This window comes from Ralstonia sp. 25C (assembly GCF_051904805.1).
Lineage (GTDB): Bacteria > Pseudomonadota > Gammaproteobacteria > Burkholderiales > Burkholderiaceae > Ralstonia.
In genome coordinates this window covers 2,528,694-2,552,918 of record NZ_CP196737.1, presented here as the reverse complement: position 1 = coordinate 2,552,918, position 24,225 = coordinate 2,528,694, and the positions used below count along the sequence as shown (strand labels likewise).

Genomic DNA, 24,225 nt, shown 5'->3' with positions numbered 1-24,225 from the left:
GTCTTACTTGGGCGGCAGCGGGATGCGCTCCGTCTCGCCGGGCACGTGGGCGAAGGCGTCGGCCTCCCAGCGCTGCTTGGCGTCTTCAATGTCGGCCTTGTCGCTGGCAACGAAGTTCCAGTAGATGTGGCGGTGGCCGTCGGTCGGATCGCCGCCCAGCAGCATCACGCGTGACGACACCTGCGCAGTGAGCGTCACGTCGCCGCCCGGCTCCAGCACGGCGAGGTGGTGCGGATCAAGCGCCTCGCCGTCGATCGTGACGGCGCCTTCGACGAGATACAGGCCGCGGTCTGCATGCTCAGGCGGAATCACCAGCGACGCACCGGCCGCCAGTTCCAATGCCACGTACAGCGTGCGCGAATTCACCTTCACGGGCGATGTCAGCCCGAATGCATCGCCGGCAATCACCACCCCCTGCACGCCGGGACATTCGAGCTTGGGCAGCGTGCTGGCGGCGTGGTGAGCAAAGCTGGCGGCCACCTTTTCCTGATCCTTCGGCAATGCCACCCACGTCTGGATGCCATGCAGGCGGGCGCCCTTCTCACGCGCTTCGGGCGATGAGCGCTCGGAATGCGCGATGCCGTTGCCGGCGGTCATCCAGTTCACGTCGCCCGGGACGATGGTCTGCACGCTGCCAAGGCTGTCGCGGTGGACCATGCTGCCTTCGAACAAGTACGTGACGGTGGCCAGCCCGATGTGCGGGTGCGGGCGCACGTCGATGCCTTCGCCGGGCGCGAAGTCCACCGGCCCCATGTGATCAAAGAAGATGAACGGGCCCACCGTCTGGCGCGCAGCCGAGGGCAGCACGCGCTTGACCGAGAAGCCGCCGAGGTCACGCACGTGCGGGCCGATGATGTGCTGGATGGACGTCATGTTGAGGCTCTCCCTGGCTCAGGCGCGTTCGGCAAGTTCGGTGTCGACGCTGATCTCGACCTCGGTCATCAGCTTGTGGATGGGGCACTTGCCGGCCACGCGCAGCAGGTCGGCGCGCTGTTCGTCGGTCAGGTCGCCGTGCAGGGTTAGCACGGTGCGCAGCTTGTAGCGGCCCTGGCGCTCCTGGGTGTTGTCGTGCTCCACCGCCACGTCGATGGAGTCGAGCGGGTATTTGCGCTGGCGGGCGTAGAGCGTCACGGTGAGCGCCTTGCAGCTCGCCAGGGCAGCATCGAAGTAGGCATGGGGGTCAGGCGCGCTGCCCTCCCCCGTCGGCTTGGGCACGTCGGCGTAGGTCACGCCTTCAGGAAAGGTGACCCTGTGGCGAAACAGGCCCTCCGTGTCCTTGCTGACGACGATGGTCATAGCGGCTCCTCAACAGTTTTTACGATGTCCGGGCAGTGTAGCCAACTTGCGTGACGACACAGCGGGTGCTGCGTACGTCGCTTAGGCGGGCGCATCGATCACCGCACATTGCAGACATGGGCCCCAACCTTCCGGGTTTCCCTGAAAAGGCTCAAGCAGCGCGGTTTTTCGCCGATCTTCCGGGTGGGACACGTTCGTCCCGGACGGCCCCACAGACACATCCACTACATGGTTTCTCGCCGCCCGCTTGCCGCCGTTGCTGGTGGCATCGGTTTGCTTCTCACGCTCTTCGGGCTGACCGTCATGGTCGGCTGGCTGCTGCATTGGCCCTGGGCGGTGATGTTTGGCGGCGATCGGCTGGTGATCGTGTTCGCCACGGGGCTGCATCTGACGTTGCTGGGCACGGGGCTGATCGCGCTGGTGGTCGGCACGCTGCGGCCTGAGGCGCGATGGGCGGATCAGATAGCGCGCCTGGCGGGCGGCATGGTCGCAGCGCTGTGTGGGCTGCGCCTGGTGGAAGCCGCCACCGGTTGGCCCGTCGCGCTGGACTTTCCCAATGTGCACCTCTGGCTGGAGCACGGCTGGCGGAGCGGCTGGATTGGGGCCATCCACCCGAGCCACGCGCTGGCCCTGGCGGCTGCCGGCGTGGCGCTGGCCCTCGTACCGGCACTGCAGCAGCCACGGCGTGCGCAGTGGTTGTGGGCCCTGCTCGGTGCCGCAGTGCTGCTGTGCGTGGGCGATCTGCTCGGTCGCGCCATGGCGCTCGAATACCTGTACCCCGGCTGGTTGAAGTGGCGGGCGTCCGACGTGGCCGCCATCTGCACGCTGCTGGCGCTGGCGGGCGTGGTCTGTGCAGCCATGACCCGGCACCCGGGCCTGTTGCGCATCCGGTTGTCGCCTGAAGACACCATCGTGTGGATCAGCAGCGGCTGCGTGGTGCTGGCCGGTGTGTGTGCCACCGTGACCGCGTTCATCATCCAGGTGGACAGCGCCAGCACAACGTTCGGCACCACGCGGGCCCGCGCCCTGTCGAGCTACGCCGAAGAGTTCGACCAGGTGCTGGCCATGCGCGCGGAAAACCCGCGCATGATCGCCGCCGTCATCCGCATCCAAGAGGCTGTGCGCCACCCCGCCGACAACGGCGCGCGGCTGCGCGGCGCCAGTGCGCTGGAGGCCTTTCGCGAGCAAGGCTATTCGTATCTGCAACTGCGCACGCTCGATGGCGTAAGCGTGGTCAGCCTCGGCACGCAGGCGGCACACCCCGAACTGGCCATCGCACTGCACGCCGGCTTGGCGCCCGAGCGCATCACGCTGCAATGGGTACACGGCTTTGCGATGCGCACCGAGACCCCGATACTGGCCGATGGCGTGCAGGTCGGTTGGCTCATCACCGAACAACCGCTCGCGCACATGACGGCCCGCTACGTCAACGTGCACGGCGAGGGCGTGACGGAAACGCTGGCCATGTCCGGCTGGGATGCGCGCGGGCGCGCCATGTCGTTTCCACAGCGCTTTGACGCCTACGTCTTTGAGCTGCCCGCGCTGATGGCCGGCAACCAGCCGCTGCCGTCACGCCTGGCACTGGCAGGACACGCCGGCTTTGGCCAGTGGCAAGACATCCACGGCATGCCGACGTCATTCGGCTATACGCCCATCGGCCACACCGGTCTGGCGCTGATCAGCAAGATCGCCAGCGCCGAGTTGTATGCCCCCATGCGCACGCAGTTCGAACGGCTCGTAGCGCTCATGCTGTGCCTGATGGTTGGCAGCGTGCTGGCGATCCGGCTGACGGTACGGCCGTTTGCCAACCGGCTGGCCGCCTCCGAACGCGCGCTGCGCACCGCCAATGAAAGCCTGGAGCGCCGGCGTGATGCCCTGCGCGCCAGCCGCGAACAACTGCGCCTGGTGGCCGACAACGTGCCCGCGCAACTCAGCTATGTCGACCCGGACGGCATCATCCGCTTTGCCAGCCGCACGCTGCTGGAAGCCTTCGGCTGCACCGAAGACGACATGCTCGACCGCCCCGTGCGCGACATCTACAGCCCCGAGGATTACCGCACGCTGCTGCCCTACATGACCGAAGTGCTGGCCGGCTACCCGGTGCAGTTCGAGATCACCTCCCTGCGCACCGGCACGCCACGCTATCTCAGCGGCCACTACTTCCCCGATTACGACGACCGCGGCACGCTGCGCGGCTACTTCTCGGTGCTGCAAGACCTCACCGCACGCACCAGCGCCGAACTGGCCCTGGCGCGCAGCGAACGTGCGCTCAAGCTGGTGCTCGACAATGCGCCGTTGCTGGTCTCGCATATCAGTCCGGACGGCATCTTCACCTTCTGCAACGCCACCCACGCGCGCTGGCTGCAGCGCACGCCCGACGAAGTGTGCGGCCAGCATGCAACGCAGGTCTTCACCCCCGGCACCTACGCCCAACTGGCGCCGTATCTGGCGCGTGCTGTGCAGGGCGAAACGGTGGAATTTGAAATCAACGCGCCCTGGTACGAAAAGCCGCACATGCACGGCCCCCGGCACCGCACGCGGTATCTGCGCGGTCACCTCGTTCCCGATGCCGCAGAGTCGGATTCCGACGCGGGGCGCTGCGGCGTCTACACCTTCGTGCAAGACGTGACCGAAGCCAAGCGCAGCGAGATGGAACTCTCGCGCATGGCCCGCTTTGATGCGCTGACCGGCCTGCCGAACCGCTACGAGCTCTACGAGCGCCTGCGCGGCGCGCTCGAGCGCCGCCAACGCCAGCCCGCGCCGATGGCGGTGCTGTACCTCGACGTGGATCACTTCAAGCACATCAACGACACCTACGGCCACGCCACCGGCGACTCCGTGCTGGTGGAAGTCGCCCGCCGCCTGCAGCGCGCCGTACGCCGCACCGACACCGTCGCCCGGCTCGCAGGTGACGAATTCGTCATCCTGCTCGACCCGATCGACGCCCCCGATGATGCGCTGCACACCGCACAGAAGGTCGTCAGCGCCATCCGGCCCCCAATGGCGCTGTCTGGCGACGTGGTCTTGCATGTGACGGCCAGCATTGGCGTGGCATGCCCAGGCCCCGAAGTTCATGACGCCGACATCGCATTACGCGAGGCGGATCGCGCACTCTATTGGGCCAAGTCACGCGGCCGCAATACCGCCGCCTGAGCGCGAACCGAGGGCGCTGGCGGCAGTCTATGACTGGGTGCGCGGCTTGTTTTGTTGCGTCGCAAACATCACACTATTGAGGCGAATCCCCTGATTTACGGGAACTATCAACCGGACAAAAATGTCCTATTAGCACTCATCCGGTTGGAGTGCTAAGATGCCTTTCCAAACCTCCACTGGATTTCGACAGGAGTCCTGAGTGAACGCAGTCATCCCCGTGAATACCGTTTCCGCAATCGCCACCCAGCCGTCCGGCAACGCCGGCAATGGATGGGCGCTGGCGTTCCCTGGCAACCTGGGCAACATCGACGCCTATATCCAGAGCGTCAACCGGGTGCCGATGCTGTCGGCCGAGGAAGAGCAACACCTCGCCCGTGACTACCGTAATACCGGCAACATTGATTCGGCCCGCCGCCTGGTGCTTTCGCACCTGCGCCTGGTCGTATCGATCGCCCGCGGCTACCTCGGCTACGGCCTGCCGCATGCTGATCTGATCCAAGAAGGCAACATCGGCCTGATGAAGGCCGTCAAGCGCTTCGACCCGGATCAGGGCGTGCGTCTGGTCTCGTACGCGATGCACTGGATCAAGGCCGAGATGCACGAGTACATCCTGAAGAACTGGCGCATGGTCAAGGTGGCCACCACCAAGGCCCAGCGCAAGCTGTTCTTCAACCTGCGCAGCCACAAGCAAGATGCGCAGGCGACCTTCTCGCCGGACGAGATCAGCGCCGTAGCGGCCGAACTCAACGTCAAGGGCGCAGAAGTGCGCGAGATGGAAACGCGCCTCTCAGGTGGCGACATCGCGCTGGAAGGCCAGATGGATGACGGCGAAGAGTCGTACGCCCCGATCGCCTACCTGGCCGACACGCACAACGAGCCGACCCGCGTGATTGAGTCGCGCAGCCAGGATCGCCTGCAAAGCGAAGGTATCGAAACGGCGCTGGCCAAGCTGGACGACCGCAGCCGCCGTATCATCGAAGCCCGCTGGCTGAACGTGAACGATGACGGATCGGGCGGCGCCACGCTGCACGAACTGGCTGACGAGTTTGGCGTGTCAGCCGAGCGCATCCGCCAGATCGAATCGGCCGCGATGAAGAAGATGAAAGGAGCGCTGCAGGCGTTTGCCTGAGCGGTTTCCCCGCAGTAAAAAAGCCCGCCAAGTTGGCGGGCTTTTTCTTTGGGCGCTGGCGGCAGATCAGTCGATCAGTCGGCCAGCAGCTGCTTGATGTCGTGCGCGATCGGCTCCGGCCCCTGGCCGTGTTTGATGAACAGGCGCAGGTTGCCCTTCGGGTCAAACATGTAGCTGCCCGCGGTGTGATCCATCGTGTAGTTGTCGGGCGAGCTGCCCGGCACCTTGCTATAGAACACCTTGAAGTCGGAGGCGACCTTCTTCAACTCCGCCTCGTTGGCCGGGCGCAGGCCAATGAAGCGCGGGTCGAACGCCGGCACGTATTTGGCCAGCAGGTCTTGCGTATCGCGCTCCGGGTCCACCGTGACGAACAACACCTGCACGCGGTCGGCTTCCTTGCCGAGGGTGTCCATCACGGCGCGCAGTTCGGCCAGCGTGGTCGGGCAGACGTCCGGGCAATGCGTGTAGCCGAAGAACATCACGACAACCTTGCCACGGAAGTCTTCCAGCGTGCGGCGCTTGCCTGTGTGGTCAACAAGCGAGAAATCGGTGCCGAAGCTCTTGGAGCCGGTGATGTCGAGGTTCTTGAACGCGGGCTTGTCGCTGCATGCCGCGAGCGCCAGCACGGTGGCGGCCAGCGCGGCGAACAGCACGGCGCGGAAGTGTCGGAAGGAGAGCATGGTCATCGTGTTGAGAGCAGACCGCTTAGGGTAACGCCAACGGCGCACGCCCCGCACGGCGTTACAGCGCCGCGCCTTGGGTCAGCGACGGGCCGAACTTGAAGTAGTGGTCCACCAGCAGCGCCGCAAACAGAATCGACAGATACACGATCGAGTAGCGGAAAGTCTTCTGCGCCAGCGCGTCGGAGTAGTTGCGATACATGCGCCACGCATAGGCAAGAAAGCCGAAGCCGAGCACCAGCGCCGTCGCCAGATAGATGACGCCGCTCATGCCGTACACGAACGGCAGGATGGTCGCGGCAATCATGATCAGCGTGTACAGCAGGATGTGCAGCAGCGTGTATTTCTCACCGTGCGTGATCGGCAGCATTGGCAGGCCGGACTTGGCGTAATCGGCACGGCGGTACAGCGCGAGCGCCCAGAAGTGCGGCGGCGTCCAGGTGAAGATGATGAGGACCAGGATCCACGCCTCGGCCGGGACGCTGTTGGCGACGGCGGCCCAACCCAGCGCCGGTGGCATCGCGCCCGACAGTCCGCCGATCACGATATTTTGCGGCGTGGCCGGCTTGAGCAGCAGCGTGTAGATGATGGCGTAACCGATGAAGGTGGCGAAGGTCAGCCACATCGTCAGGTCGTTGGCGAACACGTGCAGCGTCCACATGCCGGCGCCGCCCAGCACCAGCGAGAACAGCAGGATCTGGCGCGTGCCCAACTCGCCGCTGGCCGACGGGCGCCAGGCCGTGCGGCGCATCATCGCGTCGATCTTGCGTTCGACAAGGCAGTTGATGGCAAAGGCCGCACCGGCAAACAGCCAGATGCCGACCGCGCCGCCGATCAGCACCGGCCACGGCACCATGCCCGGCGTGGCCAGGAACATGCCGATCACGGCGCAGAACACGGCAAGCTGCGTCACGCGCGGCTTGGTGAGCGCCGCATACTGCGATGCGGTGTGTCGCCAGCCGGGGAGTTGAGTGGAAGTTGTTGGGGTTGCCACGGTATTCATAGAAATCAGTCAGACAGCGGCCACAGCCGCAGAGATCGGCGCACGCGCCTGCGCGAGCCCGATCAGGTAATGCAAACGCACCATCAGCAACAGCAGCACCGCTGCCCCGCCGTTGTGCGCCACGGCGGCCAGCAACGGCCAGCCGAGCACGATATTCGAGAAGCCGGTCGCCAGCTGCACGGCCAGCACAATCAGCAGCGCGGTCGCCACGCGGCCAATGCCGTCAATGCGACGTGCGCGCACGCCCAACCAAGCCAGATAGCTCAGCACGACCACGGCGAACACGCGGTGCGTCCAGTGGATCGCGACCAGCGCGTCATGCGAAATGAAATCGCCACCCGCCGTACGGCCGAGCTCACGCCAGAACGTAAAGCCATGTGCAAAGTCCATCGCCGGGACCCACTGGCCGTTGCAGAGCGGGAAGTCGGTGCAGGCGAGCACGGCGTAGTTGGTGCTGACCCAGCCGCCCAGTGCGATCTGTGCAACCAGTAACACTAGCCCGATCGCGGCCGGCACGCGCAGCGATGCGCCACGACTATCGACAAAGCGCGGCGCATCGTTCTTGCCGCCGAGCCAGATCAATGCCGCCAGCAGCGACATGCCGAGCAGCAAGTGCGTCACCACAATCGATGGCTGCAGCTTGAGCGTGACAGTCCATTTACCGAACGCGCCCTGCACGCACACCAGCGCCAGCACGGCCGTCGCATACCACGGAGATTGCTTGAGTTCACGGCGCTTGACCCACGCCACCACCACCAGCGTGATGATCAGCACGCCCACCGCCATCGCGAAATAGCGGTGCGTCATCTCGATCCACGCCTTCATCCACGTGACGGGGCCGCTGGGCATCGCGGCCTGCGCGGCGTGGATGTCGTCGCTTGCATGGAACGGATTGGACGTGCCGTAGCAGCCGGGCCAGTCCGGGCACCCGAGGCCGGAATCCGTCAGGCGCGTAAAACTGCCGAACATGATGAGATCCAACGTCAGGAACGCCGTGATCCACACCAGCTTGCGGTACTTGTTGCGATCCCCCTTGACCAGCACGTAGCCCAGCGGGATCAGCGCAATGAGGATGCCGATGGAAGCAAGTTGCAGCAGCATGGCTTATCCGATGCGCGAGTACTTCAGCAGTCGCGTCATGTCCCCGCGCACCTTCTTCGGGTCGGGGTCTTTCGGGAACTGCATCATCAGGTTGCCAAGTGGATCCACTAGGAAAAGATGGTCGGCCGGCAGCGTCTTGCCGTCGGCCAGCCAATCCTTCGGCAGTTCCGGTGCGTGCAGGAAGCGCACGGCGGCGTAATCATCGTTATAGGCCTTGATCAAGCGGGAGTCGATCTGGCCGCGGTCGGTGACCAGCCACACGGGGACGATGCGGTCGCGGTCCGGACCCTGACCAATACGCAACTGGCGCATGGTGAAAAGCTTCCGCGCGCAGTTGTCGTCGCAAGCGCTGCCATCCACCGAGACCAGCAGCCACTTGCCCTTGAGACTGGCGAGCGGGACTTCAGCGCCGTGCTCGTCTTGCACCATCAGGCCGGTGGGAATCGGCCGCTGCGGATCGACTAGCGCGCCATACGCTGCCTTGCCACCGGCCGGCGTGAAGACGTAATAGGCAAGGTAGGACGCGATCACCGGAGAGGCGCACACCAGCAGCAGGAACAGCATCATCAAGCGGCCGCGGCGCGTCCGCGCGTCGATGCGCGGGTCTTCAGACACCGCAATCGCGCCAGGCGCGCCGGGTGTGGACTCCTGATTCACCATGTGATCCTTAATGCATGTCGCTGCGGCACTAAGCCGCAACGTGAGTTCGTTTTCAGACGGGCCCCGAGGCAGCCGCCAAGCGACGATAACGTCGCACACTGTAGAAGACCATCAGCGCCAGCACCGCTGCCGCCATCGCAAACCACTGGAATGCGTAACCGTAATTCCGGTCGGCGCCCAAGTCTGCGCGCGGCCAATCGCGCGCCAGGCCGTCTTGCACGTCGGATTCCTGCTCGACCACAAACGGTTGGAGCGGAACGCCGATTTCGTGCGAGAACGCGTCGAGGTCGATATTCTGCCTAAGTCGCTGGCCGACTTCACCTGCGCCGTTCTTCGAGCCCAAGCTGAAGACGCGGCTCGCATGGGGCACGGCCATGCCTTCGACCTGCACAACGCCCGCCGGCGTGGTGTACGGCGCGATGCGTGTGCGGTCCATCGGATCGCGCGGCAGCCAGCCCCGGTTGACCAAAACCGCATGTGGCCCCACCGGTCCACCTGCCCCTTCCAGCACCAATGGGATCAGCACTTCGAAGCCCGGCTGTGAAACGCCATGCGTCACGTGCGGGCGATTCTCGAGCAACACCGTATGCGCCACGTCAAACGTGCCGCGCAACAACACAGGCCGATACAGCACCGCATCGGCCGCCACGGGCTGCGCGGTGATGTGTTGCGCGGGCGCATTCTGCAGCGCTTCAATGCGCGCCTGCCTGTCCATACGCTCCTGCGCGCGCGACAGTTGCCAGCGGCCCAGCGAACACGTCAGCGCAATCAGCGCCACACCCGCCAGCATCGGCACGGGGGCAAACCACTGCCGCATCGGTACACGCACGGTCATTGCACCCATCCACCCAGCAACCCGGTAAGATAATCCTCGACACCCATTTCCAACCCTTCCAACTCCATGCGCATCGTCGTTGCCATTGCGTTTCTGCTGATCCTCGGCAGCCTTGCTTCCGCCTTGTTCTTCCTGATGCGCGACAAGGGCCACAGCAACCGCACCGTCCGCTCGCTGATGTTCCGCGTGGGCTTTTCGATTGCGCTGTTCATCTTCATTCTGGTGGCGAACCGGCTGGGGTGGATTCATAGCACCGGCATCCCCATGGGCCAATAAGCGCCACTAAATGCGCCACGAAAGGCGCCGCTAAAACGAAAACGCCGCAGCGGTGTCCCGTCTGCGGCATTGGTGAATCGCAGGCGACGCGCACGTCGCCCCGCCGAACCCTTTAAAGCCAGTACACCACCACGTACAGGCCCAACCAAACGACGTCCACGAAGTGCCAGTACCACGCGGCGCCTTCAAACGCGAAGTGGTGTTCCGGCGTGAAGTGTCCCTTGATCACGCGGCCCAGCACCACCGACAGCATGATCGCACCCATGGTCACGTGGAAGCCGTGGAAGCCCGTCAGCAGGAAGAACGTCGAACCGTAGATGCCGGACGTCAGCTTCAGGTTCAGTTCGTGATACGCGTGAATGTATTCGAACGCCTGGAAGCCCATGAACGTGAAGCCCAGGATGATCGTCAGCAGCAGGCCCTGGATGACCTGCGCGCGCTTGCCTTCACGCAGCGCATGGTGCGCCCACGTGAGCGTCACACCGGAAGTCAGCAGCAGCGCCGTGTTGATGGTCGGAATCGGCCACGGCCCCATCGTCGTGAACGGCGACACCGTGCCGGCCGGGCCGGCGTTCGGCCACAGCGCGTTGAAGTCGGGCCACAGCAGCTTGTTGTTCAGATCACCCAGCCACGGCATGGCGATGGTGCGGGCATAGAACAGCGCGCCGAAGAACGCCGCGAAGAACATCACTTCCGAGAAGATGAACCAGCTCATCGACCAGCGGAACGAGGCGTCGACACGGTCGCCGTACTTGCCACCCTCGGATTCGGAGATGGCATCAGCGAACCACGCGCGCAACACAAAGAGGAACCACACTAGGCCGACCAGGAACGTCCACGGCGCCCACGGCTGCGCGTTCACCCACGCCGCTGAGCTCAGCAGCACGATCAGCAGACCGATGGAAGCCGAAATCGGATGCCGCGACGGCCCAGGCACGAAGTAGTACGGAGCATTCGCTCGATTCGCACTCATCTGTTTTTCTCCAGCTCTGTTTTTTTTAAGAATCCACTCTGGTGTTGCCCGGCCTATCCCTGCCGACTGCGTAGGCCGTCTCCTCAACCTTCTAACCCACCACTGTGCGCACGATCAGCAATAGCGTGATGACAAACAGCACCGCCGCCAACACGCCCGCGATAATTACGTGCACCGGGTTCAACTGCGCCATGTCCTGATCATGATCACGGCCTTTGCGCACCCCGAAGAACGACCAGAACACAGCCTTCATCGTCTGCGCGAATGATGCGCGTCGCTTGGTCGCTTCCTTCAGGTCGTCCATGTCCTCACGTTCCCTTACGTTCCTTTCGTTGGCATCGTTGGCGTAATGGCCGCCGGTGCGTGGATTTCAAAGAAAGTGTAGGACAAGGTGATCGTCTTCACGTCCTTGGGAAGATCCGGATCAATCACAAACACCACCGGCATCTCACGGGATTCATTGGCCGTCAGCGTCTGCTGCTTGAAACAGAAGCACTCGATCTTCTTGAAGAACTCGGTTGCCTGCTTGGGCGCGTAACTCGGGATGGCCTGCGCCTCCACCGTGCGCCCCTCTTTGTTCACCACCTCGTAGACGATCTGGCTGATCTCACCGGGGTGGACTTCCATGCTGTTCTTGACCGGGCGGAAGCGGAACGGCCCCTGGCTGTTCGAATCGAATTCCACCGTAATCGTGCGCGTCTTGTCGACCTGCGAGTTGCGCAGCGCGCCACCGTCCTCATCGCGCGTGTTCAGCACGTTGATGTTGGTGACTTCGCAGATCTTTTTGTACAGCGGCACCAGCGCGTAGCCAAACCCGAACATCATCACGACCACGACGGCCAGCTTGCCGAGCATGGAGCGGTTCAGCCCGCGTTCGATGATCTTTTCGTTGGGGTTTGGTGCCTGGCTCATATGCAGTCTTGGTTCAGCGGCCACGTGCCGGCTAACCGCCAAACACCACGCGCTTGAAGATCACACCCAGAAAGAAAACCAACGCGATGGTGCCAAGGATGAATGCCAGGCGACGGTTTGCAGCGCGTTGCTCGGGCGTTGGGCTTTTTTCTGGATTCGACATCGTTGTCCGGAAGATGGCGAGGCCGGCACTGACCAGCCTCCCGACACCTGCATTACTTCACGTGCGGCGGTTCTTCAAAGGTGTGGAACGGCGCCGGCGACGGCACGGTCCACTCCAGGCCTTCCGCACCCTCCCACGGCTTATCGGCGGCCTTTTCACCACCGCGGTACGACGGCAGTACCACGAAGAAGAAGAAATACACCTGCATCAGGCCAAAGCCCAGTGCACCGATCGACGCGATCGCATTGAAATCGGCAAACTGCTGCGGGTAGTCCGCATAGCGGCGCGGCATGCCGGCCAGGCCCAGGAAGTGCATCGGGAAGAACGTGAGGTTGAAGGTGATCATCGAACCCCAGAAGTGGATCTTGCCGCGCGTCTCGCTGTACATGTAGCCCGACCACTTCGGGCCCCAGTAGTAGAAGCCCGCGAACAGTGCGAACAGCGAACCGGCCACCAGCACGTAGTGGAAGTGCGCCACCACGTAGTAGGTGTCCTGCAACTGGATGTCGATCGGGGCCACGGCCAGGATCAGCCCCGTGAAGCCACCCACTGTGAACACGAAGATGAAGCCGATCGCAAACAGCATGGGCGTCTCGAACGTCATCGAGCCGCGCCACATCGTGGCCACCCAGTTGAAGATCTTCACGCCGGTCGGCACCGCGATCAGCATCGTCGCGTACATGAAGAACAGCTGGCCGGTGACGGGCATACCGGTCGTGAACATGTGGTGCGCCCACACGATGAACGACAGGATGGCGATCGACGCCGTGGCGTACACCATCGAGCTGTAGCCAAACAGCGGCTTGCGCGCGAAGGCCGGCACGATCTGGCTGACGATACCGAACGCCGGCAAGATCATGATGTACACCTCGGGGTGCCCGAAGAACCAGAAGATGTGCTGGTACATCACCGGGTCACCACCGCCGGCGGCCGAGAAGAAGCTCGTACCGAAATGGCGGTCGGTCAGCACCATGGTGATCGCGCCTGCCAGCACCGGCATCACAGCGATCAGCAGGTACGCGGTAATCAGCCACGTCCAGCAGAACATCGGCATCTTCATCAGCGTCATGCCGGGCGCGCGCATGTTCAGGATGGTCACGATGATGTTGATCGCGCCCATGATCGACGAGGCACCCATGATGTGCACCGCGAAGATCGCCATGTCCATGCCCGGGCCCATCTGCACCGACAGCGGCGCGTAGAGCGTCCAGCCTGCAGCCGTAGCGCCGCCCGGCGCGAAGAACGAACCCACCAGCAGAATGGCAGCCGGCGGCAGCAGCCAGAAGCTGAAGTTGTTCATCCGCGCGAAGGCCATGTCGGAGGCACCGACCTGCAGCGGGATCATCCAGTTCGCGAAGCCCACGAAGGCCGGCATGATCGCGCCGAACACCATGATCAGGCCGTGCAGCGTGGTGAACTGGTTGAAGAGTTCGGGATGGAAGAACTGCAGGCCCGGCTGGAAGAGTTCCAGACGAATCAGCAGTGCCAGCGTGCCGCCCGAGAGCAGCATCATGAACGAGAACAGCAGGTACAGCGTACCAATGTCCTTATGGTTGGTCGCAAACAGCCAACGGCGCCAGCCGTGCGGATGGTCGTGCGCGTGGTCGTCTCCATGACCGTGCGCGTGATCTTGCGGGTGCGTAACAGCGGTGCTCATCAACGAACTCCTTGGTTTTTTTCGTCACGCAGACGATCAATCAGCTAGCGTTGCCAGGGGCTTGCGTGGCGGCAGTCTTGGCGCCACCTTCAGGCATCTTGCCGCCACGCGCGTCCTTCACTTGCGACGGCTGCAGCAGGTCACCGGTATGGTTGCCCCAGTTGTTCCGCTCATACGTGACGACGGCAGCGATTTCCACATCGTTGAGCGCCGAGGCCCAGGGCGGCATTGCAGCCTTGCCGTGCAGCACGATGCCAACGTGGTCGGCCAGCGGGCCGTTGGCGATCTTCGAACCGTCGAGCGCCGGGAACGGACCGCCGCCCTTGCCGTTCGGTTGGTGGCAAACCGCGCAGTTGGCGGCGTAGACCTTCTCGCCGCGCGACTTCAGTTCATCCAGCGTGTAGGTCTTGGTCGGATCATCGGCCTTGGCGGCCATTTCCTTCTTCTTGCCGTCGACCCACTTGGTGTAGTCGTCCTGCGAAACCACGCGCACGACGATCGGCATAAACGCATGTTCCTTACCGCAGAGTTCAGCGCACTGGCCGCGGTACACGCCGACCTTCTCAGCCTTGAACCACGTGTCGCGCACGAAGCCCGGAATCGCATCCTGCTTCACGCCAAACGCGGGGATCATCCACGAGTGGATTACGTCGTTGGCCGTGGTGACGATGCGGACCTTGCGGTTGACCGGCACGACGAGTTCGTTGTCGACCTCGATCAGGTAGGTCTCGCTCTTGGGCGCCTGGTTGTTGATCTGGTCACGCGGGGTGGTGAGCGTGGAGAAGAACGAGATGCCCTCGCCCTCGCCCTTCAGGTAGTCGTAACCCCACTTCCACTGGTAGCCGGTGGCTTTGACGGTGAGGTCGGAATTGGTGGTGTCCTTCATGGCGACCACGGCCTTGGTGGCCGGCAGCGCCATCCCGATCACGATCAGGAACGGCACGATGGTCCAGATGATTTCAACCGTGGTGCTTTCGTGGAACGTCGCCGGCTTGTGGCCGACCGACTTACGGTGCTTGAAAATGGAGTAGAACATCACCCCGAACACACCGATGAAGATCACGATACAGATGACCAGCATCATCCAGTGCAGCCAGTGGATCTCAGCGGCGATCTTGGTGACCGGAGGCGCGAGATTCAGTTGGCGTACTGCGGGGCCGCCCGGCATGTCTTCCACTGCCTGGGCCGTCTGACTGAGGGCGAGGAGAGAACCTGCCGCCAGCAAACCTGCCAATGTCTTATTCAACATTTTCATTTTTGGTTGTCCCACAATTTACAGATTCCACTCTGCCCCGGTGCGAGGCTCACGGAGCCTGGGGTGGCGACCCAAGCTCCAAACACCGGGAAAGCTCATCTGCGAAACGCCGCCGGCCAGCCGGGTCAAGAAATCTGCCCACTCGCACGACACGTCCGCTCGAACACAGCGCGACCTGCTCTCGCTGCGGCCCCTCCAGCGCCACACGCACCCAGCGTGGGTTGAACACGTGGCGTACCTGCCGGCTGGCACAGACCTGCTCAACCACCAGCGCATCCGAGTCCAGCCAGATGTTCTCGTAATCAGCGGCGTGCCGGGCATGGTACAGCAACGCCCACGCCAGGGCCGCGACCTCCAGACCGGAGAACGGCAGCACGAACCACGCCCCCTGCCATGCAAAGAACGAAGCGATCGCGAACGGGAGAATGACAATCGAGAGGGTGAACCAGCCAAGCTGGCGAGGTGAAAGCGAGCAGTTTCGCTTCATCAGCCAGTTCTTCCGCGGCGATTCCGGGATGGTGGAGGCGCCGCACGCTGGCTGGAGCGCAGACTCAACGCATACATTCGCTTGTGTCATGCACTGAACCACTCCTGCCTCGGATGCATACCCGATCGGTTCGCCCGCGACAAAAACGGGATAGGCCTTTGGGGACTGCTGCGACAAACCGGCACAGTATATGGCTGCATTTGACCCCAAACAAGGCAAAGCGCCTTTATGCAAGTCCCGGCTTGACAAGGTTCAGTCAATACCGTTGATGCACCGGAATGGGTCTCAGGCGCGCGGTTTGCGGCCGATCTGGTCCACGGGGATCATGGCTCGCCCTTGCTCGTCGAGCGCCTGTCGCGGGTTGGGCGCGAGCTTCCACGCGTGACCGTAGACGACCTCGAACGTGAGCGGAATCAGGCCGTCGGCATTGCGCTGCGCGTCGAGTGCATCGATCAGGTGCTGGCGCCAGCGCGGCGTGTGCAGGCCGGCGCCAGCCAAGCTGCGGCCTTCGCCGTCGGTCAGGCCGGCCATACCGCCCAGCAAATGCACATCGGCCAGCAGCGCCTGCGGGGTCTCGTAGGTGATGGTGAGCTGCTCCATATCCATCACGGGCGTGGACCAGCGGCTGTGCACCAGCATGTCGCCAATGTCGTGCATGTCGACAAAGCGCAGGGTATGGACGCCCGAGTCGATGCCGGCCAGGGCGCTGCGCAGTTCGCGCAGGGTGTCCGGGCCGAACAGGCTGAACATCAACAGGCCGCCCTCGGTGGTAATGCGATGCCATTCCGGGAAGATGGCGTGCGGAGCGGGGTCCCAATGCAGCGCCAGGTTGGACCACAGCAGGTCAAACGTGCCATTGGCAAACGGCAGCGCGCGGAAATCCGCCTGCGCAAAATCGAAGACGGGGCGTTTCCTGAGCAACCGTCCAAGCCAACCGGCGTCGGTACGCTGCGGGTCGAGTTGCTGCGCCCGCGCCAGCATGGCGGCCGACCAGTCCACGCCGCAGATCTGCGCGTCGGGATACTGCGCGCGCAGCACCGCCAAGCCTTGTCCGAGGCCACACCCGAGGTCCGCCGCGCGCGTGGGCGCCAGCTTGATGTAGGAGAGCCGGTCTTGCATCCGTGCCCCGACTTCGCGCAGCAGAAAATCTGCATCGGCAAAGCGCGCGGCGCGGCGGTCGAAAGCGCGCCGCAAAGCGGCAGGACGGGCAAGGATGGGATCGGACATCAGCAAGACAGGGCTGGAACAGCGGCCAACAAGTATACCGGCCGGCTGTTCAGGGCGTTGTCCGATGGTGTTCAGGCCGGAAATCGGCTTGGATAGCGGCTTTTTCCATGCACCGACCTCTCTTGCGTACGTGGTTCCGCGCCGGCTTGCGGCAACTGTTGCCGTGTGCCTGCGCGATCTGCGGCGCGGTGCAGCGGGATCTGGTGTGCGCCGGCTGCATGGGCGATCTCAGCCCGTTACTGCATCAGCGGCGATGCGTCCAGTGCGCCATCCTGCTGAAGGCGCACCATCGCGCGCGGCATTGCCCCGCTTGCCTGGCCGGGCCGCCCGACTACGACGCCACCGTGGTCATTGCCGACTACGTCTGGCCGCTCGACCACATCGTCACAGGATTGAAGTTTCGGGGCCAATTGCCGCTGGCGGCCTGGTTGGCCGAGCGCTTGGGCGATGCGCTACGCACCGCGCCCAGCGGATTGCCCGACCTGCTGCTGCCCGTGCCGCTTTCCGCCACGCGCCTGCGCTCGCGCGGCTACAACCAGGCCTGGGAGATTGCCCGCCGGTTGGGCAGACAGCTTGGCATTCCCGCGCAAGCCGACGGACTGCGCCGCGTGCGCGACAACCCCGCCCAGGCAACGCTGGACCGCGCCGAACGCCTCGCCAACCTGCATGGCGCCTTTGCGGTGGCGGACGCTCCTAGCATCGCCGGGCGCCACGTCGGTCTCGTTGACGATGTGATGACCACCGGCACCACGCTCGGCGAAGTCGCCACGCAACTCAAGCGCGCGGGCGCGGCGCGCATCACCAACGTGGTCGCCTTGCGCACGCCCTGATCACGTGCTTATGCGACATTCCGCCGCATCACCGATCAACTGCTGTGGCGGGATGACAACCCCGTGCAATGTAGATAAGCTCGCCGCCGACATTCTCTCGCCACCGCCATGTTCAACGTCGTCCTCGTCGAGCCCGAAATCCCGCCCAACACCGGCAATGTGATCCGCCTGTGCGCCAACACGGGCGCGCAATTGCACCTGATCGAACCATTGGGTTTTCCGCTCGAAGACGCCCGCATGCGCCGCGCGGGGCTCGACTATCACGAATACGCGACGATGCGCGTGCATGCGGATTGGGATGCCTTCCTGCGTGATGCGCAGCCCGACCCCACGCGCATGTTCGCGCTCACCACACGCGGCTCCACGCCGTTTGCCAGCATGGCGTTCCAGCCGGGCGACTGGTTTGTGTTTGGTTCGGAAACGCGGGGATTATCGGAAGAACGCCGCGAATGGTTCCCGACCTCGCAGCGGATTCGCCTGCCCATGCGGCCCAACAATCGCAGCCTGAATCTGTCGAACACCGTGGCGGTGGTCGTATTTGAAGCGTGGCGGCAGAACGGGTTCGCGGGCGGCGCCTGAGCGCACCGCCCTCCCCCCATCCCAACCGATTTAGCGTGCGGACTCCGACTTGGCGTCGCGCTGCAACAGGCGCTCCACCGCGCGCGCCGGTGCAAGTCCGTCAAACAGGACTTCGCACACCGTAAAGGTGATGGGCATATCCACGCCCTTGGCGCGTGCCAACGCGGCAACGGCCCGCGCGCAACGCACGCCTTCTGCGACATGGCCAAGGCTATGGAGGATGTCGTCGAGCGTGCGGCCCTGCGCGAGCTGCATGCCCACGGTGCGGTTGCGTGACAGATCGCCGGTGGCGGTCAGCAGCAGATCGCCCATGCCCGTCAGGCCCATGAACGTCTCCGGGCGGCCGCCGAGCGCCAAGCCCAGGCGGGTCATCTCGGCCAGCCCGCGCGTGACCAGCGCAGCGCGGGCGTTCAGGCCAAGACCCAGGCCATCCGCCGCGCCCGTCGCAATGGCCAGCACGTTCTTGACCGCGCCCCCCACTTCCACGCCGACCAGGTCATCGCTGCCATACACGCGCATCGCATGGTGATGAAAGCCCTGCTGCGTGAGCTTGCACAACGCGTCGCTGGTCGATGCAACCGTCATGGCGCACGGCAAACCCTGCGCGACTTCCTTGGCGAAACTGGGGCCGGAGAGCACCCCCACCGCCAGATCCGTGCGGCCCGTCTGTTGAAGCACATCGGCGACGATGGCGTGCGGCAGCGCGCTGGTCTGCGGGTCAAAACCCTTGCACAGCCAGATCACGTTGCGCACAGTGCCGTGCGCTGCAATCACACGGGTCAGGTCCGCCAGCCCCGCAACCGGCGAGGCAATGACGGCCAGTGCATCGTCGCCCGCCGCATGGTCGAGCGCGGCTTGCAAGTCACCGTTGAATTGCAGCGATGGCTGCAAAGCAGTGCCCGGCAGATAGGTGGCATTGATGTGCGTGGCCGCCATCTGCGCAACAAGGCTGGCGTCACGCCCCCACAGCACGACATCGTGCGATTGCGCGGCATGGCTGGCCAGGGCAGTGCCCCAGGCGCCAGCGCCGAGAACGGAAATTCGCATGCGCTTGAGTCTCAATCGGTCAGACAAAAAAAGCCCGCGCGAGCATGTGGCCAGCGCGGGCTTCTGGCGCGGTGCGCCTCGTGTTTAGTGCGTGGCCTTCGAGCCGTCCGGCATCACCAGACCAGCGTTACCACCAGCGGCTTGCGCCTCTTCCATGGCGGCAGCCAGACGCTGCTCGTACAGCGCCTGGAAGTTGATCTCGGCCAGGTGGATCGGTTGGAAGCCAGCGCGGCCGATGGTGTCGGCAATGTTCGAGCGCAGGTACGGGTACACGATCGTCGGGCAGGCGATGCCCAACAGCGGGTCCATCTGCTCGGCCGGCACATTGCGGATATCGAAGATACCGGCTTGCTTGGCTTCCACTAGGAAGGCCACCTTGTCCTTGACCTTGGTCGTGACCGTGCCGATGACGACCACTTCAAACACGCCCTCGGCCAGTTGCGAAGCCGACACGTCCACCTGCACTTCCACCGTCGGTTGTTCTTGCTCGAGGAAGATGTGCGGCGAATTCGGCTGTTCCAGCGACAGGTCCTTCAGGTACACGCGCTGAATGTTGAAGAACGGCTGGCCGTCCTGGCCTGGTTGCTGTTGTTGCTGGTCGCTCATGACTCGCCTTCAGATAGAGATGTGGTCAGTGCGCGGCGGTCTGTCCCGCGCGCAAGACGCGTATGGTACATGACGCAAAGGGCCCAACAATGAGAGCGGGCCCAAAAGTGCAACGCCCGGTCAAAGCCGGGCGTTTTCGTGTGGCGCGCAGGTCGCCAGATCAGGCAGCGAGCAACGGCACGAGACCACCTTCGCGATCCAGTGCAGACAGATCATCAAAGCCGCCGATATGGCGATCGTCGATGTAGATCTGCGGCACGGTGCGGCGGTTCGTGCGCGTCATCATCTCTTCGCGCCTGCCGGGTTCGCGGTCGATCAGGATCTTCTCGATCTGCTCGACACCGCGCTGCTTCAGGAGTCGTTCCGCTGCCACGCAATACGGGCAGACGGTGGTGCTGTACATGACCACGTGCGCCATAACTTCAAACCTCGTTTCTTTATTTGACGACCGGAAGGCCTGCCTGCTGCCAGGCGGCCAATCCGCCCTCGAGCGAATAGACCTCACTGTAACCGGCCTGCTTCAACACTGCTTGCGCCCGCCCGGCGCGCTGGCCGGTCTGGCATACGAGGATGATGGGGGTCTCTTTGTTCTTTGCAAGGCCGGCCGCCTTGCCTTCCAGTTCGCCGAGCGGCGCATGCTTGGCTTGCGGCAGATGGCCGGTCGCGTATTCACCGCTTTCACGCACATCCACCACCACGGCATTGCGACGGTTGATGAGTTGGGTTGCGACGGAGGCACTCACCTTGGCGCCACCCCCGCCGGCAATACGGCGCTGGATGGACGACCAGACCAGCAAACCGCCCGAAACGATGGCGACAGCAAGCAGTGCGAGGTTGTTGTAATCGGCGAAGAACTTCACGGTATCGGTTTCCTGGATGAGTCTGGCGGGCATCATTCGAACGGTTCGGGGGCCCGGCGCCCGCGGCATTATAAAATAGCCGGTTTCAGCGGCCGAACGATGAATGGCCGCGTGCAGGTTTTCTCACTTCTCATCATGGCAGTCATGCACAAGCTCGTCCTCATCCGCCACGGCGAATCGACGTGGAATCTGGAGAACCGCTTCACCGGCTGGGTCGATGTCAACCTGACCGACACCGGCGTCGCCCAGGCCCGCCAAGGCGGCAAACTGCTGCGCGAAGCCGGCTTCACCTTTGATCTGGCCTACACCTCGGTGCTCAAGCGCGCGATCCGCACGCTGTGGCACGTGCAGGACGAAATGGACCTGATGTGGATCCCGACCCGCAACGAATGGCGCCTGAACGAGCGCCACTACGGCGCGCTGTCGGGTCTGAACAAGGCCGAGACCGCCGCACAGTATGGCGACGAGCAAGTCCTGGTCTGGCGCCGCAGCTACGACACGCCGCCGCCTGCCCTCGAACCCGGCGCCGACAACGACGCCTTCGGCAACCCGCGCTACGCCGGCCTCACCCGCGAGCAAGTGCCCCTGACCGAATGCCTGAAGGACACCGTCGCCCGCGTGATGCCGCTGTGGGAAGAGTCGATTGCGCCCGCCATCCAGAGCGGCAAGCGCGTCGTCATCGCCGCGCACGGCAACAGCATCCGCGCCCTGGTGAAGTACCTAGACGGTATCTCCGACGCCGACATCGTCGGTCTGAACATCCCCAATGGCACGCCGCTTGTGTATGAGCTGGACGCCAACCTCAAGCCGATCCGCCACTACTACCTGGGCGACCAGGAAGCGATTGCCGCGTCGCTCGCGGCGGTGGCCAGCCAAGGCAAGTCTAAATAAGGCGTAACAAGACGCGAGGCACCTCAACGCCTTTATACTGTCGAAGCCTGTAACCCGGGATGCGCATTCGCCACCCCGGGCCATGTTTATCTACTGTTCCCACGTCCACGCTCGACACATGCGAACTTCGCTCAAGAACATCAGCTTGATCGCCATCGGCCTCGTCACCGGGGTGCTGGCGACGCTCCAGCTCTCCGCCACCGCGCAAAACGCGACGGTCGGGCCGCTTCCGCTGGAAAAGCTCCGCCTGATGTCTGACATCTTTGGCCAGATCAAGCGCGAATACGTCGAGCCCGTGGATGACGACAAGCTGCTGACCGAAGCCATCAAGGGCATGGTCGCCAGCCTCGACCCGCATTCGGCCTACCTGGACAAGAAGGACTTCCAGGAGCTGCAAGAAGGCACCCAAGGCCGCTTCGCCGGCTTGGGTATCGAGATTTCCCAGGAAGAAGGCCTGGTCAAGGTCATCAACCCGATCGAAGACACCCCAGCGTTCCGCGCCGGTGTGCAACCGGGCGACCTGATTACCCGTATCGACGACAAGCCCGTGCGCGGCATGCCGCTGGAGCAGGCCGTCAAGCGCATGCGCGGCGCGCCGGGCACCAAGGTCACGCTCACCATCTACCGCAAGAAGGAAGAGCGCACCTTCCCGCTGACGATCACCCGCGCTGAGATTCAAGTGCAGTCGGTCAAGGCCAAGATGCTGGACAACGGCATCGCCTGGGTGCGCATCACCAGCTTCCAGGAACGCACCGTGCCGGACCTGGCCAAGAAGCTGAACGATTTGGCTAAGCAGGATGGCCACCTCAAGGGCCTGATCCTGGATCTGCGCAACAACGGCGGTGGCGTGCTGCAAGCTGCTGTGGGCGTGTCGGCTGCGTTCCTGCCGCCAGACGTGACGGTGGTGTCCACCAACGGCCAGGTGCCGGATGCCAAGCGCACGTACAAGACGAGCTTCGCCAACTACCGCTTGAGCAATCTCGATTCCGATCCGCTGGTCGGTCTGGACCCCGAGTTCAAGACGGTGCCGATCATCGTGCTGACCAACGCCTACACGGCTTCCGCCTCGGAAATCGTGGCCGGTGCCCTGCAGGATCACCACCGCGCCAAGACGATGGGCAAGACGACCTTCGGCAAGGGCTCGGTGCAGACGGTGCGTCCACTGTCGAACGACACCGGCATCAAGCTGACGATTGCGTACTACTACACGCCGTCCGGCAAGTCGATCCAGGCTAAGGGCATCCGCCCGGACATCCCGGTTGATCAGAACCCGGATGGCGACCCGGACGACGCGCTGATCACCCGCGAGATCGACACCGAGCGCCACCTGCACAACAAGCAGGAATCGGAAGAAAGCGAGATGACCGAGCGCGAAAAGCGCCGCGTTGAAGAGCTGCGCCGCCTGGAAGAAGAGAACGCCAAGAAGACGCCGGAGCAGCGCGAGAAGGAACGCAACAAGAAGCCGATCGAGTTCGGTTCGGCCGATGACTTCATGCTGCAACAAGCGATTGCCGACCTGAAGGGTCAGCCGGTCAAGCGTTCGAAGTCAGTGCTGGAAACCGCTGCGGCCGCGGTGCCGGACAAGGCGGTGAAGTCGCCGGCAGCCAAGGAGTCGAGCAATCCCGCCAAGCTGCCCAAGGGCAAGGCTGCACCGGCTTCGGAGCCGAAGCCGAACGTTCCGGCCAGCGGCGTGATTCCGGCGCCGGAGCCGAGCGGCGCCCGCTGATACGCATTCCGGCCAAGACTGGCAAACTTACAAGGCCGTGCACTGCACGGCCTTTTTCATTGCACCGCCATGAACGACGAACAACTGCTGCGTTACTCACGCCACATCCTGCTCGACGAGATCGGTATCGAAGGCCAGACGCGCCTGCTTGAAGCCCATGCGCTGGTGATCGGTGCAGGTGGGCTCGGTGCAGCAGCCCTGCCCTACTTGGCGGCTGCGGGCGTAGGCACACTCACCATCGTCGACGACGATACGGTGGACTTGACCAACCTGCAGCGCCAGATCCTCCACACCACCGAATCGGTCGGGCAGCCGAAGGTGGAATCGGCGCGAGCGGCCATCGCGCGGCTGAACCCGGACGTGCGCGTGCATGCTGTGCAGCGCCGACTCGATACCGATGCCATCGGTGCGCTGCTCGATGGCGTCAGCGTCGTCCTTGATTGCTCCGATAACTTCGCCACGCGCCAGGCCGCCAACTTGGCGTGCGTGCGCGCCGGCGTGCCGCTTGTGTCGGGCGCCGCAATCCGCTTCGATGGGCAGATCAGCGTGTTCGACAGCCGTGCCGGCGGCCCCTGCTACGCTTGCCTGTTCCCGCCCGAAGAGCCTGCGCCGGAAGTCGCCTGCGCGACGATGGGCGTGTTCTCGCCGCTGGTCGGCATGGTGGGCACGGTGCAGGCGGCTGAGGCGCTCAAGCTGGTCGCCGGGATTGGCCGTTCGTTGGCGGGGCGTCTGTTGATGCTCGACGGCCTATCGATGGAATGGACGACGATGCGCGTTTCGCGCCAGCCGTCTTGCCCAGTCTGCGGCGGCACTCACTGAGTCGCCCAAGTCCTGGCAACAAAAAAGGAGGCCAAGGCCTCCTTCTTTTTTTCCGACTGC

27 protein-coding genes are annotated in these 24,225 nt (G+C 63.9%); 8 read left to right on the top strand and 19 right to left on the bottom strand.

Annotated elements, in window-relative coordinates; genetic code table 11:
• Window positions 1-3: 3 nt before the first annotated feature.
• Together ACS7SF_RS11980 and ACS7SF_RS11975 are read right to left on the bottom strand one after the other, a co-directional pair.
• Window positions 4-873 carry a pirin family protein gene (locus ACS7SF_RS11980; protein WP_439889991.1) on the bottom strand — a complete coding sequence of 290 codons (870 nt, stop codon included), beginning with the start codon at window positions 871-873 and terminating at the stop codon, window positions 4-6.
• Between the two features lie 18 nt (window positions 874-891).
• Window positions 892-1,296: an OsmC family protein gene (locus tag ACS7SF_RS11975; protein WP_439889990.1), complete on the bottom strand. Its 405-nt coding sequence runs from the start codon at window positions 1,294-1,296 to the stop codon at window positions 892-894.
• A 228-nt stretch (window positions 1,297-1,524) separates the two neighbouring features.
• Here ACS7SF_RS11975 and ACS7SF_RS11970 point away from each other — a divergent pair, with 228 nt between their 5' ends.
• Window positions 1,525-4,449: a diguanylate cyclase domain-containing protein gene (locus ACS7SF_RS11970; RefSeq protein ID WP_439889989.1), complete on the top strand. Its 2,925-nt coding sequence runs from the start codon at window positions 1,525-1,527 to the stop codon at window positions 4,447-4,449.
• A 199-nt stretch (window positions 4,450-4,648) separates the two neighbouring features.
• Window positions 4,649-5,578, top strand: a complete 930-nt coding sequence (gene rpoH / locus ACS7SF_RS11965) for an RNA polymerase sigma factor RpoH (RefSeq protein ID WP_439889988.1) — start codon at window positions 4,649-4,651, stop codon at window positions 5,576-5,578.
• Between the two features lie 74 nt (window positions 5,579-5,652).
• Here the strand turns inward: rpoH and ACS7SF_RS11960 are convergent, their stop codons facing one another.
• The 5 genes from ACS7SF_RS11960 to ACS7SF_RS11940 all read right to left on the bottom strand — a co-directional run bounded on the left by ACS7SF_RS11960 (window position 5,653) and on the right by ACS7SF_RS11940 (window position 9,857).
• On the bottom strand, window positions 5,653-6,258 hold the full coding sequence (locus ACS7SF_RS11960; protein WP_439889987.1) for an SCO family protein: 606 nt from the start codon (window positions 6,256-6,258) through the stop codon (window positions 5,653-5,655).
• Window positions 6,259-6,319: 61 nt separating this feature from the next.
• Window positions 6,320-7,261, bottom strand: a complete 942-nt coding sequence (gene cyoE, locus ACS7SF_RS11955) for a heme o synthase (protein ID WP_439889986.1) — start codon at window positions 7,259-7,261, stop codon at window positions 6,320-6,322.
• Between the two features lie 9 nt (window positions 7,262-7,270).
• Window positions 7,271-8,362 carry a COX15/CtaA family protein gene (locus tag ACS7SF_RS11950; protein WP_439889985.1) on the bottom strand — a complete coding sequence of 364 codons (1,092 nt, stop codon included), beginning with the start codon at window positions 8,360-8,362 and terminating at the stop codon, window positions 7,271-7,273.
• A gap of 3 nt (window positions 8,363-8,365) precedes the next feature.
• Window positions 8,366-9,022: an SCO family protein gene (locus ACS7SF_RS11945; protein WP_439889984.1), complete on the bottom strand. Its 657-nt coding sequence runs from the start codon at window positions 9,020-9,022 to the stop codon at window positions 8,366-8,368.
• Window positions 9,023-9,074: 52 nt separating this feature from the next.
• Window positions 9,075-9,857 (bottom strand): SURF1 family protein, encoded by a 783-nt coding sequence (locus ACS7SF_RS11940; RefSeq protein WP_439889983.1) that lies wholly within the window; start codon window positions 9,855-9,857, stop codon window positions 9,075-9,077.
• Window positions 9,858-9,923: 66 nt separating this feature from the next.
• Between ACS7SF_RS11940 and ACS7SF_RS11935 the strand changes: the two genes are divergently transcribed.
• Window positions 9,924-10,133: a twin transmembrane helix small protein gene (locus tag ACS7SF_RS11935; protein WP_063392667.1), complete on the top strand. Its 210-nt coding sequence runs from the start codon at window positions 9,924-9,926 to the stop codon at window positions 10,131-10,133.
• Between the two features lie 112 nt (window positions 10,134-10,245).
• Here ACS7SF_RS11935 and ACS7SF_RS11930 read toward each other — a convergent pair whose 3' ends face one another.
• The 8 genes from ACS7SF_RS11930 to ACS7SF_RS11895 all read right to left on the bottom strand — a co-directional run bounded on the left by ACS7SF_RS11930 (window position 10,246) and on the right by ACS7SF_RS11895 (window position 16,807).
• The gene (locus ACS7SF_RS11930) at window positions 10,246-11,106 is read right to left on the bottom strand and encodes a cytochrome c oxidase subunit 3 (protein ID WP_439889982.1); all 861 of its coding nucleotides are present in this window, start codon (window positions 11,104-11,106) and stop codon (window positions 10,246-10,248) included.
• A gap of 91 nt (window positions 11,107-11,197) precedes the next feature.
• Window positions 11,198-11,410, bottom strand: coding sequence for a DUF2970 domain-containing protein (locus ACS7SF_RS11925; protein ID WP_439889981.1), 213 nt, complete (start codon window positions 11,408-11,410; stop codon window positions 11,198-11,200).
• Between the two features lie 14 nt (window positions 11,411-11,424).
• A complete protein-coding gene (locus ACS7SF_RS11920) occupies window positions 11,425-12,018 on the bottom strand; it encodes a cytochrome c oxidase assembly protein (RefSeq protein WP_439889980.1) in 594 nt (197 codons plus the stop codon).
• A 31-nt stretch (window positions 12,019-12,049) separates the two neighbouring features.
• Window positions 12,050-12,181, bottom strand: a complete 132-nt coding sequence (locus ACS7SF_RS11915; RefSeq protein WP_426396752.1) for a cytochrome oxidase small assembly protein — start codon at window positions 12,179-12,181, stop codon at window positions 12,050-12,052.
• A 52-nt stretch (window positions 12,182-12,233) separates the two neighbouring features.
• Window positions 12,234-13,838 carry a cytochrome c oxidase subunit I gene (gene ctaD, locus ACS7SF_RS11910; RefSeq protein ID WP_439889979.1) on the bottom strand — a complete coding sequence of 535 codons (1,605 nt, stop codon included), beginning with the start codon at window positions 13,836-13,838 and terminating at the stop codon, window positions 12,234-12,236.
• A 40-nt stretch (window positions 13,839-13,878) separates the two neighbouring features.
• Window positions 13,879-15,093 carry a cytochrome c oxidase subunit II gene (coxB, locus tag ACS7SF_RS11905; RefSeq protein ID WP_439889978.1) on the bottom strand — a complete coding sequence of 405 codons (1,215 nt, stop codon included), beginning with the start codon at window positions 15,091-15,093 and terminating at the stop codon, window positions 13,879-13,881.
• 49 nt (window positions 15,094-15,142) lie between these two features.
• Entirely contained in the window at window positions 15,143-15,670 is a 528-nt protein-coding gene (locus ACS7SF_RS11900; RefSeq protein ID WP_439889977.1) for a DUF2244 domain-containing protein, read from the bottom strand.
• Window positions 15,671-15,865: 195 nt separating this feature from the next.
• The gene (locus ACS7SF_RS11895; protein WP_439889976.1) at window positions 15,866-16,807 is read right to left on the bottom strand and encodes a methyltransferase domain-containing protein; all 942 of its coding nucleotides are present in this window, start codon (window positions 16,805-16,807) and stop codon (window positions 15,866-15,868) included.
• A 107-nt stretch (window positions 16,808-16,914) separates the two neighbouring features.
• On the opposite strand from ACS7SF_RS11895, the gene ACS7SF_RS11890 reads away from it, so the two are divergent.
• Both ACS7SF_RS11890 and trmL read left to right on the top strand, forming a co-directional pair.
• A complete protein-coding gene (locus ACS7SF_RS11890) occupies window positions 16,915-17,637 on the top strand; it encodes a phosphoribosyltransferase family protein (RefSeq protein ID WP_439889975.1) in 723 nt (240 codons plus the stop codon).
• Between the two features lie 108 nt (window positions 17,638-17,745).
• Window positions 17,746-18,216: a tRNA (uridine(34)/cytosine(34)/5-carboxymethylaminomethyluridine(34)-2'-O)-methyltransferase TrmL gene (gene trmL, locus ACS7SF_RS11885; protein WP_439889974.1), complete on the top strand. Its 471-nt coding sequence runs from the start codon at window positions 17,746-17,748 to the stop codon at window positions 18,214-18,216.
• 30 nt (window positions 18,217-18,246) lie between these two features.
• Here trmL and ACS7SF_RS11880 read toward each other — a convergent pair whose 3' ends face one another.
• From ACS7SF_RS11880 to ACS7SF_RS11865, 4 genes are all read right to left on the bottom strand, one after another.
• Window positions 18,247-19,263, bottom strand: a complete 1,017-nt coding sequence (locus ACS7SF_RS11880; protein WP_439889973.1) for an NAD(P)H-dependent glycerol-3-phosphate dehydrogenase — start codon at window positions 19,261-19,263, stop codon at window positions 18,247-18,249.
• An 84-nt stretch (window positions 19,264-19,347) separates the two neighbouring features.
• The gene (gene secB / locus ACS7SF_RS11875) at window positions 19,348-19,869 is read right to left on the bottom strand and encodes a protein-export chaperone SecB (protein WP_439889972.1); all 522 of its coding nucleotides are present in this window, start codon (window positions 19,867-19,869) and stop codon (window positions 19,348-19,350) included.
• Between the two features lie 160 nt (window positions 19,870-20,029).
• Window positions 20,030-20,287, bottom strand: coding sequence for a glutaredoxin 3 (gene grxC / locus ACS7SF_RS11870; RefSeq protein WP_252676434.1), 258 nt, complete (start codon window positions 20,285-20,287; stop codon window positions 20,030-20,032).
• A gap of 19 nt (window positions 20,288-20,306) precedes the next feature.
• Window positions 20,307-20,729, bottom strand: a complete 423-nt coding sequence (locus ACS7SF_RS11865) for a rhodanese-like domain-containing protein (RefSeq protein WP_426398907.1) — start codon at window positions 20,727-20,729, stop codon at window positions 20,307-20,309.
• Between the two features lie 144 nt (window positions 20,730-20,873).
• Between ACS7SF_RS11865 and gpmA the strand changes: the two genes are divergently transcribed.
• The 3 genes from gpmA (at window position 20,874) to ACS7SF_RS11850 (ending at window position 24,165) form a co-directional block, all read left to right on the top strand.
• Window positions 20,874-21,620 (top strand): 2,3-diphosphoglycerate-dependent phosphoglycerate mutase, encoded by a 747-nt coding sequence (gpmA, locus tag ACS7SF_RS11860; protein WP_439889971.1) that lies wholly within the window; start codon window positions 20,874-20,876, stop codon window positions 21,618-21,620.
• A 118-nt stretch (window positions 21,621-21,738) separates the two neighbouring features.
• A complete protein-coding gene (locus tag ACS7SF_RS11855; RefSeq protein WP_439889970.1) occupies window positions 21,739-23,346 on the top strand; it encodes a S41 family peptidase in 1,608 nt (535 codons plus the stop codon).
• A gap of 69 nt (window positions 23,347-23,415) precedes the next feature.
• Window positions 23,416-24,165, top strand: coding sequence for a HesA/MoeB/ThiF family protein (locus ACS7SF_RS11850; protein WP_439889969.1), 750 nt, complete (start codon window positions 23,416-23,418; stop codon window positions 24,163-24,165).
• Window positions 24,166-24,225 lie beyond the last annotated feature (60 nt).